Consider the following 18,666-nt stretch of genomic DNA (forward strand, 5'->3'; position numbering starts at 1 on the left):
GATCTTTTAAACGGGGGAGAGAAACGATGACTTATAATCAACTACCACAACCACAAGGTCTCTACCGTCCTGAATTTGAACATGATGCATGTGGAATCGGACTGTACGCCCATTTAAAAGGGGAGGCGACACATAGCATCGTCAAAAAGGGATTACAAATGCTGTGCCAGCTTGATCACCGCGGCGGGCAAGGCAGTGATCCGTATACAGGTGATGGTGCCGGTTTAATGGTACAGCTGCCAGACGCTTTCTTTAGAAAGAACTGCAAAGAATTTGCACTTCCTGAAAAAGGCCGTTACGGGGTAGGAATGGTCTTCTTTTCAAAAGATGATGACGAAAAAACGCGTCAAGCCATCGAACAGAAAATCAACGGGTTCATTAAACAAGAAGGTCAAACATTAATTGGCTGGAGAACGGTTCCTGTCGATGCCGGAAAAATTGGTACTGTCGCAGCGAAGAGCTGTCCGGTTGTGAGACAGGTCTTTATCGGAGCAAACGACAACATCACAGACCGTTTGTCATTTGAACGAAAATTATATGTCATTCGTAAACAGGCTGAGAACTGGGGAACAAGAGAGGAAAAGCAATTTTACTTTGTCAGTCTCTCGAGTCAAACCATCGTATACAAAGGGCTTTTAACATCAGATCAAGTTGATGCTTTTTATCTTGATCTACAGGATGAAACATTTGTTTCTGCATTTTCACTTGTTCATTCAAGATTTAGTACAAATACATTCCCTACATGGGAAAGAGCCCATCCAAACCGTTACTTAATTCACAACGGAGAAATCAACACATTAAGAGGAAACATCAATTGGATGAGAGCAAGAGAACAACAATTCGTATCTGAAGCCTTCGGAGACGATTTAGACAAGATTTTGCCAGTGCTGAATGCAGACGGAAGTGATTCATCCATTTTAGACAATGCCTTTGAATTCTTTGTGCTTGCAGGCCGTACACCTGCTCATACAGCAATGATGCTGATTCCTGAGCCTTGGACGGAAAACACGCACATGTCGAAAGAGAAACGGGCATTTTATGAATACCATAGTTCTCTCATGGAGCCGTGGGATGGCCCAACAGCGATTTCCTTTACGGACGGCAAACAAATCGGGGCGATCTTAGACCGAAACGGATTAAGACCGGCAAGATACTATGTCACAAATGATGATCATATCATTTTCTCTTCTGAGGTTGGCGTAATCGACACGAATGAAGAAGATGTTAAGTATAAAGATCGTCTTGAGCCAGGCAAAATGCTGCTCATTGATTTAGAAGAAGGAAGAATTATTTCTGACGAAGAAGTGAAATCGACTATTGCGAATGAACTGCCTTATCAAAAATGGCTCGATGAAGAAATGGTCCACGTCAATCGCTCGGAAGAAAATTCAGAAAATTCTAGTATAATGGATGATTTATTGACGCGTCAGCGTGCGTTCCATTATACGTACGAAGACATTCAAAAGTATTTAATTCCTTTACTAGAGGAAGGCAAGGACCCAATCGGTTCAATGGGAAGTGACACACCGCTTGCTGTGTTATCAGATCGTGCGCAGTCTCTTTTTCATTATTTTAAGCAGCTGTTTGCACAAGTCACGAACCCGCCGATTGATGCCATTCGTGAGCAGCTCGTGACATCAACCATGACTTGGTTAGGTGCCGAAGGCGATATTTTACATCCAAATGAATATTCATGCCGAAGAATTAAACTTTATACACCGGTCTTAACGAGCGGACAATTTAACGGCTTGAAAACGATTGTTCATAATGCCTTTAAAAGCAAAACAATTCATACACTTTTCACCGATGATTTAAAGCGCGGACTGGATGCGATGTTTGAAGAGGCGGAAAAAGCGATCAGAGAAGGTGTCTCTTTATTAATCCTTTCAGATCGTGAAATGACAGAACAAAAAGTACCGATTCCATCACTTCTTGCGCTAAGTGCACTTCATCAGCACCTTGTGCGTCAAGGCCTGCGGACAAAGGTCAGTTTGATCGTTGAATCTGGAGAGGTGAGAGAGGTCCATCATTTTGCAGCACTGATTGGCTACGGGGCAGATGCGATCCACCCTTACCTTGTCTATGAAACATACAAACAGCTGATTGCAGACGAAGCGATTTCGATCAGCTTTGATGAAGCTGTTACAAAGTTTGGTAAAAGCGTGACAGAAGGTGTCGTCAAAGTCATGTCCAAAGTGGGGATTTCCACTGTGCAGAGCTATAGAGGCGCGCAAATCTTTGAAGCAGTCGGAATTAGTGAAGACGTCATTCAAGCGTATTTCACAGGAACAGCTTCTCAGCTTGGCGGAATTGATCTTGACACCATTGCTCATGAGGCGAAACTTCGCCATGAAGCAGGGTATCAAGCAGCAACTGACCAGACACTTGAATCAGGCAGTGAATTCCAGTGGAGAAAAAATGGAGAGCACCATGCCTTTAACCCAAAAACGATTCATACGCTCCAGTGGGCATGCCGTAATGAAGATTACGACCTATTTAAACAATATACAAAGGCAGCGGACGAAGAAAGAATCGGCTTCCTTAGAAATTTGTTTGCTTTTCAGCCAAAACAAAAGCCAGTTCGTCTGGAAGATGTTGAATCTGCTGAATCCATCGTGCGCCGCTTTAAGACAGGTGCCATGTCATTTGGATCTTTAAGTAAAGAAGCGCATGAGGCACTTGCGATTGCGATGAACCGAATTGGCGGTAAAAGTAACAGCGGAGAAGGCGGGGAAGATCCTGCCCGCTTTACAGTAGATGAACACGGTGATGACCGCAGAAGCGCAATTAAACAAATCGCTTCTGGCCGATTTGGTGTGAAAAGTCATTACCTGGTCAATGCAGATGAACTGCAAATTAAAATGGCGCAAGGAGCAAAGCCGGGAGAAGGCGGACAGCTGCCAGGAAATAAAGTGTATCCTTGGGTGGCCGATGTACGTGGTTCTACGCCAGGTGTCGGATTGATTTCACCACCGCCGCATCATGATATTTATTCCATCGAGGATTTGGCACAGCTGATTCATGATTTGAAAAATGCGAACCGTGATGCACGCATCAGTGTCAAGCTTGTATCTAAAGCCGGCGTTGGCACGATTGCAGCAGGTGTAGCAAAAGGAACTGCGGACGTCATTGTCATCAGCGGTTATGATGGCGGTACAGGAGCTTCACCGAAAACAAGTATTAAACACACAGGACTTCCTTGGGAGCTTGGATTGGCAGAGGCGCATCAAACTCTTGTGTTAAACGGTCTTCGCGAGAGAGTCGTTCTTGAAACAGACGGAAAGTTAATGACTGGCCGCGATGTTGTGATGGCTGCGATTTTAGGAGCAGAAGAGTATGGCTTTGCGACAGCTCCACTTGTCGTGCTGGGCTGCGTGATGATGAGAGCATGTCATTTAGATACTTGCCCAGTCGGTGTTGCCACACAAAATCCAGAGCTTCGCAAAAAATTCATGGGTAACCCTGATCACATTGTGAACTTCATGATGTTTATTGCAGAGGAAGTAAGAGAAATTTTAGCGGAACTCGGCTTTACATCGATGGATGAATTAATCGGACGCACGGATGTCCTGGCGGTCAGTGAACGAGCAAAAGCTCACTGGAAAGCAGGGCAGCTAAACCTTGAAACACTGCTTTATCAGCCTGAAGGAGCGCGGACATTCAGAACACCGCAAAATCATAAAATTGATGAATCGCTGGATATGAATGAAATCCTTCCTTATGTGCAAGAAGCGCTGAATCATCAAACACCGGTTGATCTATCATTGAACATTCGCAATATTAACCGTGTGGCCGGAACTATTACTGGCAGTGAAGTGTCTAAGCGCTACGGGGAAGAGGGCTTGCCAGAGGATACAATCACACTAAGATTCACTGGTTCAGCTGGACAAAGCTTTGGCGCATTTGTGCCAAAAGGCATGTCTCTCTATTTAACAGGTGATTCAAATGACTATATCGGCAAAGGACTCTCAGGAGGAAAAATTGCTGTTAAAACTTCTGATCATTTTGTACAAAATGGACATGAAAACGTCATTGTAGGAAACGTCGCATTTTACGGTGCAACTAGCGGAAAAGCTTATATTAACGGGCGTGCTGGTGAACGATTTGCTGTTCGTAATTCAGGTGTACATGTGGTTGTTGAAGGAATCGGAGATCACGGCTGTGAATACATGACTGGCGGACGTGTCGTTATTTTAGGAGACGTTGGGAAAAACTTTGGTGCAGGTATGTCTGGCGGTGTGGCTTACATCCATACATCGGATGCAAAACAGTTCAAAAGAATGTGTAACATGGAAATGATCATGTTTGAAAAGCTCACAGATCATGAAGAAGAACTAGAAGTGAAGCAAATGATTAAGGAGCACCTTGATTATACAAACAGCTCAAAAGCAGCAGCACTTCTTGAAAACTGGGAGCAAGAAAAGGATCAATTCATCAAAGTCATTCCGAGAAATTACAAAATGATGCTTCAAAGCATCGAAGAACAAAAACAAGCGGGCCTCAGTCATGAAGAAGCGGTGATGTATGCCTTTGAAGCAAACACTAAACCGAAAAATCAAGAAACGGCAAACGGGCAAAAAGCAGCCCTCGCTCATTAAGAAAGGGGAGAGGACAATGGGCAAAGCAACAGGTTTTATGGATTATAAAAGAGAAAAGCCAAATGAACGTGACCCTCTCACTCGTCAAAATGACTGGAAAGAATATTCAGCTCCTTATACAGATGACGTATTGAAGAAGCAGGGCGCTAGATGTATGGATTGCGGAACACCGTTTTGTCAAATTGGGATGGAGATCAGGGGCGGCGTGTCTGGCTGCCCGATCTACAATTTAATTCCAGAGTGGAATGACCTTGTGTATCGCGGGAGATGGAAAGAAGCACTCGAAAGACTGCAAAAAACAAACAATTTCCCTGAATTTACTGGGAGAGTATGTCCAGCGCCTTGCGAAGGGTCATGTACAGTCGCCATCAATGATCCAGCTGTTTCGATTAAAAATATCGAACGCACCATCATTGATAAAGGCTTTGAAAATGGATGGATCACACCAAGAATTCCTTCAAGCCGTACAGGGAAGAAGATTGCCATTGTCGGCTCAGGACCAGCAGGACTTGCAAGTGCTGATCAATTAAACCAAGCAGGCCATGCCGTAACAGTGTTCGAACGGTCTGACCGTCTTGGCGGACTGCTGACATACGGCATTCCAAATATGAAGCTGGACAAAGAAGTGGTGGAACGAAGAGTCAAACTGTTGAGACAAGAAGGCATTGATTTTGTAACGAACACAGAAATTGGCGTGGATGTCACTGCCGATGAACTAAAAGAGCAGTTTGATGCGGTCATTCTTTGTACAGGTGCACAAAAGCAGCGTGACCTGTTGATTGAAGGCCGGGAAGCTAAAGGGATTCACCTAGCGATGGATTATTTAACCCTCGCAACAAAAAGCATGCTTGATTCAGGATTTAAAGACAAAAACTTCATTGATGCAAAAGGGAAAGACGTCATTGTCATTGGCGGGGGAGATACAGGTGCGGACTGCGTTGCAACTGCACTACGCCAAAAAGCAAAAAGTGTTGTTCAGTTCGGGAAGCATCCGAAGCTTCCGGATACACGTGTAGGGGATAACATGTGGCCTGAACAGCCTTACGTCTTCTCACTCGACTATGCTTATGAAGAAGCACAAGCAAAATTCGGAGAAGATCCGCGTCAATATTCCATTCAAACCACAAAAATTGTGGCAGACAAAAATGGAAAATTAAAAGAGCTTCATACCATTCAAATGGAAAAGGTGAAAAACGAACAAGGGAAGTTTGAATTTCATGAGATTCCAGGGACAGAAAAGGTATGGCCGGCTCAGCTCGTCTTTATTGCAATTGGTTTTGAGGGAACTGAACAGCCGCTTGTAAAACACTTTGGCGTGGACAGCAAAAACAATCGCATTGACGCAAAATATGGGGAATATACAACAAATGTAGAAGGCGTATTTGCAGCGGGAGATGCAAGACGCGGGCAAAGCTTGATTGTCTGGGCAATTAATGAAGGCAGACAAGTAGCGCACGAGGTAGACCGTTATTTAATGGGGAGTTCGGTTCTGCCAAAATAGGTCAAACAAAGGGTGTTACAATATAAAGAAAAGCCATGATCAACGTGTGGTCATGGCTTTTTATGAATTGGAGATAGGCTTCTAGCATCAGATTAAGGATGCGTGAATACGTACAACAATTGGGTTGAAGAGACGAAAACGTTTAGATCCTTTCTTTCATGTATATGCTGTATATAAATGCAGCAAGAAAGGATGGAATCTTTGTGCCGTTTGTTAATATTTTGACTGAACTCTTAATCGGATTTTTCGCTTTATTTTTCATTACAAAATTATTAGGGAAAACACAATTTGCACAAATCACGCCGTTTGATTTTATTTCTGCACTAATTTTAGGCGAAATGGTCGGAAACGCCATTTTTGACCCAGAAGTCAGGGTTCAGCACATTTTATTTGCTGTTGCGGTATGGGGCGTACTCATTTATACAGTTGAATGGCTTTCACAGCGCTTTAAATCCATTCGTGCGTTTTTAGAAGGAAGACCTACTCTTGTGATTGATAAAGGAAAGATTCACTACAACCGATTGAAGAAAAATATGCTTGATATCAATCAGCTGCAGACACTGGTTCGCGCAAAAGGCCATTTTGCTCTGAATGAAATTGAATATGCCATTTTGGAAACTGACGGCTCTGTCAGCGTTCTGCCGAAAATGAAATACGCACCAGCCACAGCAGAAGATGTGAACGTGAAGGGAAAAGAAGTCAAATTGCCTAGAACGTTTATTATTGACGGCGAAATGTTAAAAAAAGATCTAAAAGAAGCCGGTTTTGATGAATCCTGGCTGATTGAGCAATTAAAAAAGCAGCATATTTCTTCCTATCGAGATGTTCTATTTTGTGAATGGATTGAAAATGAAGGGATCTATGCGATGCAATATGAGAAGTCTAAAAAAACATCCACAACATAAAAAACGTGGGTGTTTTTTTGTGCGTGTATGGAATAGGATCAAAAAGAATGTTTGATGAAAACGTTCACAAAATGAGGAGGAGATATGTGATGAAATATAGAAACGTATGGATGGTCATGGTCTTGTCTTTCTTTCTTTTTGACTCCGCTTCACTTCAAGCAGCAGAAGCCGGGCATAACCGCGTCCTTGTCGTTGATCAAAAGGGAAGTGGGTCATACCGCACCGTTCAGTCTGCCATTGATGCGATTCCAGCAAACAATCAACAACGGGCAACGATCTATATTAAAAATGGCGTATATAAAGAAAAAATATTGCTTCCGCAAAATAAACCACACGTATCTTTTATCGGCGAAAACCAGCACAAGACGATCCTTACGTATGATGACACAAATGCAAGCAGTGGCAGTACAACAAATAGCTCAAGTACAATGATTCGTGCAAACGATTTTTATGCAGAAAATATCACCTTTCAAAATACAGCTGGCAGACATGCTGGTCAGGCAGTTGCGCTGTATGTGTCTGGCGACCGGGCTGTGTTCAAACAAATACGTGTGTTAGGCTATCAAGATACACTTTATGCAACAGGCACAGGGAGGCAATATTATGAAAACTGCTATATCGAGGGCACGGTCGATTTTATTTTTGGATCAGCCACGGCTGTGTTTAAAAGAGCTGAAATAAAAAGTCTTGGAAATGGGTATATTACTGCAGCATCCACAACAGAAGCGCAAAGGTACGGCTATGTATTCATGGACTCTACGCTGAAAAAGGGGACGGCAGCTGCGCAATCGGTTTATTTAGGACGTCCGTGGAGACCTCATTCAGCTGTAACATTCCTTCATACAAAAATGGATGATCATGTGAAAGCAGAGGGATGGCATAACTGGGATAACCGTGACAACGAAAGAACGGCCAGATACAAAGAATTTGGATCGACAGGAGCGGGAAGCAGTCCAGCACACCGCGTAAAATGGTCAACCATTTTAACCCAAAATGAAGCAAGTCAAATGACGGTTCAGGCTGTTCTTGGCGGAGCCGATGGCTGGAATCCAGAAAAGAGGTAAAGGGCTTGTCAGTTTTCGTCAAAGAAAGCTGACTTTTCTGTTTAAAAAACCTTTGAGAACAAACGTTCTTTTGTGTATAATGAACATATTCTTCTAAAATTGGCTGCAACAAAAAGGAGGGATTGCGTGAAGCGTTTTTCACAGCTCATGTTTTTACAAATATGTATCCTGTCGATTTTATTTCTCCCTTTTTCAGCGAAAGATGAACAACTCAAAGCTCGTGACGATTCACTTCAATGGATGACAGCTTTAGACGAATTCATTCGAACAGCACCTGAATTAGAGGGCGCGATCTCTGGCATCAGCGTCCGCGATACTTCTGACACCTCTCTTCTTTATGAACATCAAGCCGATATTCGTCTTACTCCTGCTTCTAATATGAAACTGCTCACATCAGCCATCGCACTTGATATACTTGGAGAAACACACACATTCCCTACAGACATCTGGATGGATGGTTCCATTCAAAAGAAAACGCTACATGGCAGCCTTTATCTTCGCGGCACCGGAGATCCGACTTTATTAGAGGAGGATTTTGCAGCACTTGCCAAACAAGTCAAAAAGGCCGGAATACATACCATTCGCGGACAGCTTGCAGCAGATGACACTTGGTTCGATGACACGAGATACTCCATTGATCTGCCTTGGAGTGATGAGGATCAATATTACGGTGCACAAATTTCTGCTCTCACGGCTTCACCGAATCAAGATTATGATGCAGGGACCGTGATTGTCGAAGTAAAACCAGGAAAAAAAGCAGGACAGAAAGCTGCCTATGATATGATCCCGAAGACGGATGTCGCTCAAGTCATCAATCAAGTGAAAACAGTTCCAGAAGGCGGAAAAAAGAAAATCTCTTTTAAGCGCTCTCATGGAACCAACAAAATAACGTTGACTGGAACCATTCCAGCTAAAGCAAGCTCATCTAAACAATGGGTAGCTTTATGGGATCCGGCCGCCTATGCTTTAGACTTAATGAAACGAGCGTTAAAGGCGGAAGGGATTCAAGTAAAAGGGCCACTGAAATCAAAACAAGTTCCTAAAAAAGCCCAAAAAATTGCCTCCCATACATCGATGCCATTATCAGAGCTGCTTGTTCCTATGATGAAATTAAGCAACAATACCCATGCAGAAATTTTGCTAAAGGAACTAGGCAAAAAAGTGAAGAACAAAGGGAGCTTTGAAGCTGGGCTGGACGTCATGAATGAACGGCTTCCTGCGTTTGGCGTTGATCCTTCGTTTGCAGTGCTGCGTGACGGATCGGGGATATCACCTATTAACCTGGTCTCTGCCAACCAGTTCACTTTATTTTTGACAAACATTCAAAAGGAAAAATGGTTTAAAACCTATGAACATGCGCTCCCTTTAGCAGGAGCAAGTGACCGAATGGTGGGGGGAACGTTAAGGAACAGATTGAAAGAACCAGCTACACTAGAAAAAGTACGTGCAAAAACAGGGTCGTTAACAACGGTCAGCACACTTTCTGGATATATTGACACGCAGGGCGGAAAGACGCTCGCTTTTTCCATCTTATTCAATCACCTTGTTGATGACGAAAAAGGGAAAGAGATAGAAGACCGTATTGTCAGCATATTAGCTGAGAATCTTTAGATTTAGAGAGAGAAGGAGAACCATCATGACGTTAGATAACAATCAATCTTTAGTAAAAACCATGTCCATTTTTCTCATCCCGCTTTTGCTAAGCAATATTTTGCAATCGATCGGACAGTTAGTGTCCATTGTTCTTGTCGGGAGATGGATTGGAGAGGATGCAGTAGCTGCCATTTCTGCATTCTTTCCGCTTTTCTTTTTACTCGTTTCTTTTTCCATTGGAATTGGATCGGGAAGCTCGATCCTGATTGGACAAGCGTACGGAGCAAAAAATGAACAGAAATTAAAAGAAATTATTGGCACAACGCTTTCATTCACTTTTTTGATCGGAGTATCTTTAGCGATCATTGGAGGTTTTTTCGCAACAGATATCTTAAACCTCATGGGAACACCCGCTAATATCGTGGAGGAAAGTGCGGGCTATGCCAGAATTCTATTCATCTCAATGCCGATCTTATTTCTTTATTTTGTTTATACGACCTTCTTGCGAGGGACAGGGGATTCGAAAACACCATTTTATTTCTTAATGATTAGTACGGCAACGAATATTTTGATGCTGCCCATTTTATTATTTGGCTGGCTGGGACTGCCGGCGTTCGGTTTGTACGGTGCTGCGTATGCTTCTGTGATTTCAACAATTGTGACGTTTATCATTCTACATATCTACTTATATAAGACAAAGCACCCGCTTCGCATTGATGCATCGGTTAGAAAGCATTTATTGATGAAAGGGGATCTATTAAAAACATTATTAAAGCTCAGTATCCCATCAAGCATTAATATGATCCTCATTTCTTTATCAGAAATTGCCGTTATTTCTTTCGTCAACGATTATGGATCACAGGCGACAGCTGCCTATGGTGTTGTCAATCAAGTCGTGAGTTATGTGCAGATGCCGGCAGTGAGCCTTGGCATTGCGGTCTCGATCTTTGCAGCACAATTCATTGGCGCAGGAAATATGAATCGACTGAAAGATGTCATTAAAATTGGGTTAGGTCTTAACTTTGCCATAGGCGGATGTATCATTATTTTCGTTTATATTTTTGCACCGCAGATTTTATCTATCTTTTTAACAGACCCTGGCACGATAGACATCGCCTATAGTTTAGTGGTCATTACACTATGGAGCTATCTCATTTTTGGAACGGCCCAAATTGTTGCAGCCACAATGAGAGCAAGCGGGACGGTTCTATGGCCGACGATCTTTAGTATTTGTTCTATTTGGCTTGTAGAAGTACCAGTCGCTTATGTGCTATCACACTATACATCTCTTGGCATTAAAGGAATATGGATTGGCTACCCTGCAGCTTTCTTTGTAAACTTACTCCTCCAATACAGCTACTATCAGCTCGTATGGAAGAAAAAACAGATTGTAGCGCTTGTTCAATCATAATGTGAAGGCGTAAAGCAGCATATACATACGAAGATCTCTCACTTTTAAGGAGGCCGGATCTTCTATGTTTTTAAATCAAAGAAGTGAACTGAGCTCTTATCATATCGGTGACTTTTCTTATGCTGGGCCAGATTTCCAAGTGTTGACTTGGGGGGAAGGAACAACATTAAATATTGGGAAGTTTTGTTCCATTGCAAACGAAGTGAAAATTTTTCTAGGTGGTGAACACCGTACAGATTGGGTCACAACGTATCCGTTTAATCAAATTTTCAAAGACGCTGCCGACATTAAAGGACATCCCAAATCGAAGGGAGATGTCCATATTGGACACGACGTATGGATTGGATATGGTGCGACGATTATGTCAGGAGTATGTATAGGAAACGGAGCCGTGATCGGAGCAAATAGTGTGATCACAAAAGATGTGCCGCCATATGCAATTGCAGCAGGAAATCCCCAGCAGCTCATGAAATATCGATTTTCATCCGAAATAATCGGAAAACTGCAGTTATTAGAATGGTGGAATTTAGAGTTTTCAATCATCCAATCTATTTTTCACCTTTTGCAATCTCATGATATTGAACAGTGTATAAATGTCATAGAAGACATAAAAAAGAAAGGCTGAAAAAGCCTTTCTTTTTTTGTTTAGCTAAGCCGTATGATGGTCAAGGTAGCACCTGCAGCACCGCCCCCGCCAACTAAAATAGCTGTGACAACCGCCCCAAAAAACTGCAGTGAAATGGTGCTTCCAGCTGTTATATTGACAATTAAAGTATTATTGAGAAACGAAGTAGAGATCACCGGTGATTGAACAGAACCAGGCAAAGTATCTCCATTTAAAAGTAAGCGTGTATTAATTAAAAGAGCTGCAGTGGTGTTGACTTGATACGTAATATAATATTTACCAGTTTGCAAAACGGTAAAAACAGTGCTCGTTCCGTTTACGGTAAAGTTAGTAATGTTTTGAAAGTTCGGCAGAGGAATATTCGTTCCACCAGCTACAGTGATAATGGTAGGTCCAGAACTATTAGCTGCATAAAGTGCAGTATCCGTAAAACCACCTGTTCCAGTAGCCCCAGTGACCCCAGTAACACCGGTTACACCAGTAGGTCCGGTTGACCCGGTGATCCCTGTAGCGCCAGTACGACCAGTAGGACCTGTTGGTCCAGTGCTACCCGTCGCACCAGTAGGACCTGTTGGTCCAGTGCTGCCTGTAGCACCAGTAGGTCCAGTTGCCCCGGTGCTGCCCGTTGCACCAGTAGGACCGGTAGCCCCAGTGATGCCTGTGGCACCAGTAGGACCGGTAGCCCCAGTGATCCCTGTAGCGCCAGTAGGTCCAGTAGAACCAGTAGCTCCAGTAATACCCGTCGCACCAGTAGGTCCAGTAGCCCCAGTGCTGCCCGTGGCACCCGTAGGACCGGTAGCTCCGGTGATCCCCGTTGCGCCAGTGATCCCTGTGGCTCCGGTAGGACCTGTAGGTCCAGTACTACCTGTGGCACCTGTATCACCAGTTGATCCGGTGATCCCCGTCGCACCAGTAGGCCCAGTAGCTCCAGTGCTACCCGTCGCACCAGTAGGCCCAGTAGCTCCAGTGCTACCCGTCGCACCAGTAGGACCTGTTGGTCCAGTGCTGCCTGTGACACCAGTAGGTCCAGTAGCCCCGGTGCTGCCCGTTGCACCAGTAGGACCGGTAGCCCCAGTGATGCCTGTAGCGCCAGTAGGACCGGTTGATCCGGTAATACCTGTGGCGCCAGTAGGTCCGGTATCTCCAGTGCTACCCGTAGCGCCAGTAGGCCCGGTAGCTCCAGTGATACCTGTAGCGCCAGTAGGTCCGGTATCTCCAGTAATACCCGTCACACCAGTAGGACCTGTAGGTCCAGTAATACCCGTTGCCCCCGTAGGTCCAGTAGCCCCGGTGATACCTGTGGCGCCAGTAGGTCCAGTAACTCCGGTAATACCGGTGGCACCAGTAGAACCAGTAGCTCCAGTAATACCCGTTGCCCCCGTAGGTCCAGTTGAACCAGTGATCCCCGTTGCCCCGGTAGAACCAGTAGCTCCAGTGATACCTGTAGCGCCAGTAGGTCCGGTATCTCCAGTAATACCCGTCACACCAGTAGGACCTGTAGGTCCAGTAATACCCGTTGCACCAGTAGGACCGGTAGCCCCAGTGATGCCTGTGGCACCAGTAGGACCGGTAGCCCCAGTGATGCCTGTGGCACCAGTAGGACCGGTAGCCCCAGTGATACCTGTAGCGCCAGTAGGTCCGGTATCTCCAGTAATACCCGTCGCACCAGTAGGTCCAGTAGCCCCAGTGCTGCCCGTTGCACCAGTAGGACCGGTAGCCCCAGTGATCCCTGTAGCGCCAGTAGGTCCAGTAGAACCAGTAGCTCCAGTAATACCCGTCGCACCAGTAGATCCAGTAGCCCCAGTGCTGCCCGTGGCACCCGTAGGCCCGGTATCTCCGGTGATCCCCGTTGCGCCAGTGATCCCTGTGGCTCCGGTAGGACCTGTGGCACCTGTATCACCAGTTGATCCGGTGATCCCCGTTGCCCCCGTAGGACCAGTAGCTCCAGTGCTACCCGTCGCACCAGTAGGACCTGTTGGTCCAGTGCTGCCCGTTGCCCCCGTAGGACCAGTTGAACCAGTGATACCAGTAGCGCCAGTAGGTCCAGTAGCTCCGGTAATACCGGTGGCACCAGTAGAACCAGTAGCTCCAGTAATACCCGTGGCACCGGTAGGTCCGGTGATCCCCGTAGCACCAGTAGGTCCGGTATCTCCAGTGCTACCCGTAGCGCCAGTAGGCCCGATAGCTCCGGTGATCCCCGTAGCACCAGTAGAACCAGTAGCTCCAGTGATCCCTGTAGCGCCAGTAGGCCCGGTAGCTCCAGTGATGCCGGTTGCCCCGGTAGGACCGGTATCTCCAGTAATACCCGTTGCCCCGGTAGGTCCGGTTGATCCAGTGATACCCGTGGCACCAGTAGAACCAGTAGCTCCAGTAATACCCGTTGCCCCCGTAGGTCCAGTATCTCCAGTGATGCCCGTGGCACCGGTAGGTCCAGTTGAACCAGTGATACCTGTAGCGCCAGTAGGACCGGTATCTCCGGTAATACCGGTGGCACCGGTAGGTCCAGTTGAACCAGTGATACCCGTAGCCCCGGTAGGACCAGTATCTCCAGTGCTGCCCGTTGCACCGGTAGGTCCAGTTGAACCAGTGATACCCGTAGCGCCAGTAGGTCCAGTAATACCCGTCGCACCAGTAGGCCCGGTAGCTCCAGTGATGCCTGTGGCACCAGTATCTCCAGTAGCCCCAGTGCTGCCCGTAGCACCAGTAGGACCGGTATCTCCGGTGATCCCCGTCGCACCAGTAGGTCCGGTTGATCCAGTGCTACCCGTAGCGCCAGTAGGCCCGGTAGCTCCGGTGATACCCGTCGCACCAGTAGAACCAGTAGCCCCAGTGATCCCTGTAGCGCCAGTAGGTCCAGTAGAACCAGTAGCTCCAGTAATACCCGTCGCACCAGTAGATCCAGTTGAACCAGTGCTGCCCGTGGCACCCGTAGGCCCGGTAGCTCCGGTGATCCCCGTTGCGCCAGTGATCCCTGTGGCTCCGGTAGGACCTGTAGGTCCAGTACTACCTGTGGCACCTGTATCACCAGTTGATCCGGTGATCCCCGTGGCACCCGTAGGCCCAGTAGCTCCAGTGCTACCCGTGGCACCGGTAGGTCCAGTTGAACCAGTGCTACCTGTAGCGCCAGTAGGTCCGGTATCTCCAGTAATACCCGTCACACCAGTAGGACCAGTAGGTCCAGTAATACCCGTTGCCCCGGTAGAACCAGTAGCTCCAGTGCTACCTGTAGCGCCAGTAGGACCGGTATCTCCAGTAATACCCGTCACACCAGTAGGACCTGTAGGTCCAGTAATACCCGTGGCACCCGTAGGTCCAGTAGCTCCAGTAGCCCCAGTGCTGCCCGTGGCACCCGTAGGCCCGGTAGCTCCAGTGATGCCTGTAGCGCCAGTAGGCCCGGTTGATCCGGTAATACCTGTGGCGCCAGTAGGTCCGGTAGCTCCAGTGCTACCCGTAGCGCCAGTAGGCCCGGTAGCTCCAGTGATCCCCGTCGCACCAGTAGCACCAGTAGCTCCAGTGCTACCTGTAGCGCCAGTAGGCCCGGTATCTCCAGTAATACCCGTCACACCAGTAGGACCAGTAGGTCCAGTAATACCCGTTGCCCCGGTAGGTCCAGTATCTCCAGTGCTGCCCGTGGCACCCGTAGGACCAGTTGAACCAGTGATACCAGTAGCGCCAGTAGGTCCAGTAGCTCCGGTAATACCGGTGGCACCAGTAGAACCAGTAGGTCCAGTAATACCCGTGGCACCGGTAGGTCCAGTTGAACCAGTGATACCTGTAGCGCCAGTAGGACCGGTATCTCCGGTAATACCGGTGGCACCCGTAGGTCCAGTATCTCCAGTGCTGCCCGTAGGTCCAGTAATACCCGTTGCACCAGTAGGACCGGTAGCCCCAGTGATGCCTGTGGCACCAGTAGGACCGGTAGCCCCAGTGATCCCTGTAGCGCCAGTAGGTCCAGTTGAACCAGTAGCTCCAGTAATACCCGTCGCACCAGTAGGTCCAGTAGCCCCAGTGCTGCCCGTGGCACCCGTAGGACCGGTAGCCCCAGTGATCCCTGTAGCGCCAGTAGGTCCAGTAGCACCAGTAGCTCCAGTAATACCCGTCGCACCAGTAGATCCAGTAGCCCCAGTGCTGCCCGTGGCACCCGTAGGCCCGGTAGCTCCGGTGATCCCCGTTGCGCCAGTGATCCCTGTGGCTCCGGTAGGACCTGTAGGTCCAGTACTACCTGTGGCACCTGTATCACCAGTTGATCCGGTGATCCCCGTGGCACCCGTAGGCCCAGTAGCTCCAGTGCTACCCGTGGCACCGGTAGGTCCAGTTGAACCAGTGCTACCTGTAGCGCCAGTAGGTCCGGTATCTCCAGTAATACCCGTCACACCAGTAGGACCAGTAGGTCCAGTAATACCCGTTGCCCCGGTAGAACCAGTAGCTCCAGTGCTACCTGTAGCGCCAGTAGGACCGGTATCTCCAGTAATACCCGTCACACCAGTAGGACCTGTAGGTCCAGTAATACCCGTGGCACCCGTAGGTCCAGTAGCTCCAGTAGCCCCAGTGCTGCCCGTGGCACCCGTAGGCCCGGTAGCTCCAGTGATGCCTGTAGCGCCAGTAGGCCCGGTTGATCCGGTAATACCTGTGGCGCCAGTAGGTCCGGTAGCTCCAGTGCTACCCGTAGCGCCAGTAGGCCCGGTAGCTCCAGTGATCCCCGTCGCACCAGTAGCACCAGTAGCTCCAGTGCTACCTGTAGCGCCAGTAGGCCCGGTATCTCCAGTAATACCCGTCACACCAGTAGGACCAGTAGGTCCAGTAATACCCGTTGCCCCGGTAGGTCCAGTATCTCCAGTGCTGCCCGTGGCACCCGTAGGACCAGTTGAACCAGTGATACCAGTAGCGCCAGTAGGTCCAGTAGCTCCGGTAATACCGGTGGCACCAGTAGAACCAGTAGGTCCAGTAATACCCGTGGCACCGGTAGGTCCAGTTGAACCAGTGATACCTGTAGCGCCAGTAGGACCGGTATCTCCGGTAATACCGGTGGCACCCGTAGGTCCAGTATCTCCAGTGCTGCCCGTAGGTCCAGTAATACCCGTTGCACCAGTAGGACCGGTAGCCCCAGTGATGCCTGTGGCACCAGTAGGACCGGTAGCCCCAGTGATCCCTGTAGCGCCAGTAGGTCCAGTTGAACCAGTAGCTCCAGTAATACCCGTCGCACCAGTAGGTCCAGTAGCCCCAGTGCTGCCCGTGGCACCCGTAGGACCGGTAGCCCCAGTGATCCCTGTAGCGCCAGTAGGTCCAGTAGCACCAGTAGCTCCAGTAATACCCGTCGCACCAGTAGATCCAGTAGCCCCAGTGCTGCCCGTGGCACCCGTAGGCCCGGTAGCTCCGGTGATCCCCGTTGCGCCAGTGATCCCTGTGGCTCCGGTAGGACCTGTAGGTCCAGTACTACCTGTGGCACCTGTATCACCAGTTGATCCGGTGATCCCCGTTGCCCCCGTAGGACCAGTAGCTCCAGTGCTACCCGTCGCACCCGTAGGACCTGTTGGTCCAGTGCTGCCCGTGGCACCCGTAGGCCCAGTTGAACCAGTGATACCAGTAGCTCCAGTAATACCCGTGGCACCGGTAGGTCCAGTTGAACCAGTGATCCCTGTAGCGCCAGTAGGACCGGTATCTCCAGTAATACCCGTCACACCAGTAGGACCTGTAGGTCCAGTAATACCCGTGGCACCCGTAGGCCCGGTAGCTCCGGTGATCCCCGTTGTGCCAGTGATCCCTGTGGCTCCGGTAGGACCTGTAGGCCCAGTACTACCTGTGGCACCTGTATCACCAGTTGATCCGGCGATCCCCGTGGCACCCGTAGGCCCAGTAGCTCCAGTGATCCCCGTCGCACCCGTAGGACCTGTTGGTCCAGTGCTGCCTGTGACACCAGTAGGTCCAGTAGCCCCGGTGCTGCCCGTTGCACCAGTAGGACCGGTAGCCCCAGTGATGCCTGTGGCACCCGTAGGCCCGGTAGCTCCAGTGATGCCTGTAGCGCCAGTAGGCCCGGTATCTCCAGTGCTGCCGGTTGCCCCGGTAGGACCGGTATCTCCAGTAATACCCGTGGCGCCAGTAGGTCCAGTAGCTCCGGTAATACCGGTGGCACCGGTAGGTCCAGTATCTCCAGTGCTGCCTGTGGCACCGGTAGGTCCAGTTGAACCAGTGATACCCGTGGTACCAGTAGGTCCAGTTGAACCGGTGATACCCGTAGCCCCGGTAGGACCAGTATCTCCAGTGACACCAGTAGGTCCGGTTGATCCAGTAATACCCCTCACACCAGTAGGACCTGTTGGTCCAGTGATACCTGTAGCCCCGGTAGGACCGGTAGCTCCAGTAATACCCGTGGCACCAGTAGGTCCGGTTGATCCAGTGATACCCGTCGCACCGGTAGGTCCAGTATCTCCAGTAATACCCGTCACACCAGTAGGACCTGTTGGTCCAGTGATACCTGTAGCGCCAGTAGGACCGGTAGAACCAGTAGGACCAGTTTCTCCAGAAGCAGCCAAAAGGGTATAGTCGGGGGAGAGTCCAGGTATTCCTGATGGAGCATCAACATTGGCAATGTAAGTACTGCCATTAAACGTGACCACTTGCCCTGCATCGTAATCTTGTGATTGTGAGGGATCAAAAGGAAGGGCGCCGGTTAACCCGCCAGCAGGTCCAGTAGGTCCGGTTGGTCCAGGGGGACCTGCTGGGCCTGCCGGGCCTCTTGGTCCAGCTCTTTGATTTGGTTTTGATTGTTTTATTCCTTTTGCAATGCGGCAAGGTGGATTCCCTTGAGATATATTTTGTTTTGAGTATTCTTGTTTAATGAATGGACAGTCTCTTTTTCGAGGACGGTCATGACGTGATCTTTTGTAATGAGGCTGTTCATGGTATTTACCGCAAAAGGGACATTTGTGTTCGAATTGATTGTACAAATTGCCCATCTCCTAAAATTGATAT

General features: G+C 48.4%; 8 protein-coding genes. 7 read left to right on the forward strand and 1 reads right to left on the reverse strand.

Annotation, left to right across the window (positions count from 1 at the left end):
* Window positions 1–26: 26 nt before the first annotated feature.
* The 7 genes from gltB (at window position 27) to NSS92_RS05035 (ending at window position 11,697) form a co-directional block, all read left to right on the forward strand.
* Window positions 27–4,598, forward strand: coding sequence for a glutamate synthase large subunit (gltB, locus tag NSS92_RS05005; RefSeq protein WP_340867046.1), 4,572 nt, complete (start codon window positions 27–29; stop codon window positions 4,596–4,598).
* A 16-nt stretch (window positions 4,599–4,614) separates the two neighbouring features.
* Window positions 4,615–6,099, forward strand: coding sequence for a glutamate synthase small subunit (gene gltD, locus NSS92_RS05010; RefSeq protein ID WP_034660884.1), 1,485 nt, complete (start codon window positions 4,615–4,617; stop codon window positions 6,097–6,099).
* Between the two features lie 203 nt (window positions 6,100–6,302).
* Complete coding sequence (locus NSS92_RS05015) at window positions 6,303–7,004, forward strand: DUF421 domain-containing protein (protein WP_267587542.1); 702 nt, start codon at window positions 6,303–6,305, stop codon at window positions 7,002–7,004.
* Window positions 7,005–7,093: 89 nt separating this feature from the next.
* Window positions 7,094–8,068, forward strand: a complete 975-nt coding sequence (locus NSS92_RS05020) for a pectinesterase family protein (protein WP_267587543.1) — start codon at window positions 7,094–7,096, stop codon at window positions 8,066–8,068.
* A 126-nt stretch (window positions 8,069–8,194) separates the two neighbouring features.
* The gene (gene dacB, locus NSS92_RS05025; protein WP_340867047.1) at window positions 8,195–9,679 is read left to right on the forward strand and encodes a D-alanyl-D-alanine carboxypeptidase/D-alanyl-D-alanine endopeptidase; all 1,485 of its coding nucleotides are present in this window, start codon (window positions 8,195–8,197) and stop codon (window positions 9,677–9,679) included.
* Between the two features lie 25 nt (window positions 9,680–9,704).
* Window positions 9,705–11,072, forward strand: coding sequence for an MATE family efflux transporter (locus NSS92_RS05030; protein ID WP_029708164.1), 1,368 nt, complete (start codon window positions 9,705–9,707; stop codon window positions 11,070–11,072).
* Between the two features lie 64 nt (window positions 11,073–11,136).
* Entirely contained in the window at window positions 11,137–11,697 is a 561-nt protein-coding gene (locus tag NSS92_RS05035) for a CatB-related O-acetyltransferase (protein ID WP_267587545.1), read from the forward strand.
* Between the two features lie 20 nt (window positions 11,698–11,717).
* Here the strand turns inward: NSS92_RS05035 and NSS92_RS05040 are convergent, their stop codons facing one another.
* Complete coding sequence (locus NSS92_RS05040; protein ID WP_445661629.1) at window positions 11,718–18,641, reverse strand: hypothetical protein; 6,924 nt, start codon at window positions 18,639–18,641, stop codon at window positions 11,718–11,720.
* Window positions 18,642–18,666 lie beyond the last annotated feature (25 nt).

Origin of the sequence: Bacillus sp. FSL M8-0166 (assembly GCF_038008825.1) — a bacterium.
Lineage (GTDB): Bacteria > Bacillota > Bacilli > Bacillales > Bacillaceae > Bacillus > Bacillus safensis.

Coding starts and splice junctions, on each gene's coding strand:
- NSS92_RS05020 (WP_267587543.1), top strand. CDS start 7,094: ATGAAATATAGAAACGTATGGATGGTCATGGTCTTGTCTTTCTTTCTT.
- NSS92_RS05035 (WP_267587545.1), top strand. CDS start 11,137: ATGTTTTTAAATCAAAGAAGTGAACTGAGCTCTTATCATATCGGTGAC.
- NSS92_RS05030 (WP_029708164.1), top strand. CDS start 9,705: ATGACGTTAGATAACAATCAATCTTTAGTAAAAACCATGTCCATTTTT.
- gltB (WP_340867046.1), top strand. CDS start 27: ATGACTTATAATCAACTACCACAACCACAAGGTCTCTACCGTCCTGAA.
- gltD (WP_034660884.1), top strand. CDS start 4,615: ATGGGCAAAGCAACAGGTTTTATGGATTATAAAAGAGAAAAGCCAAAT.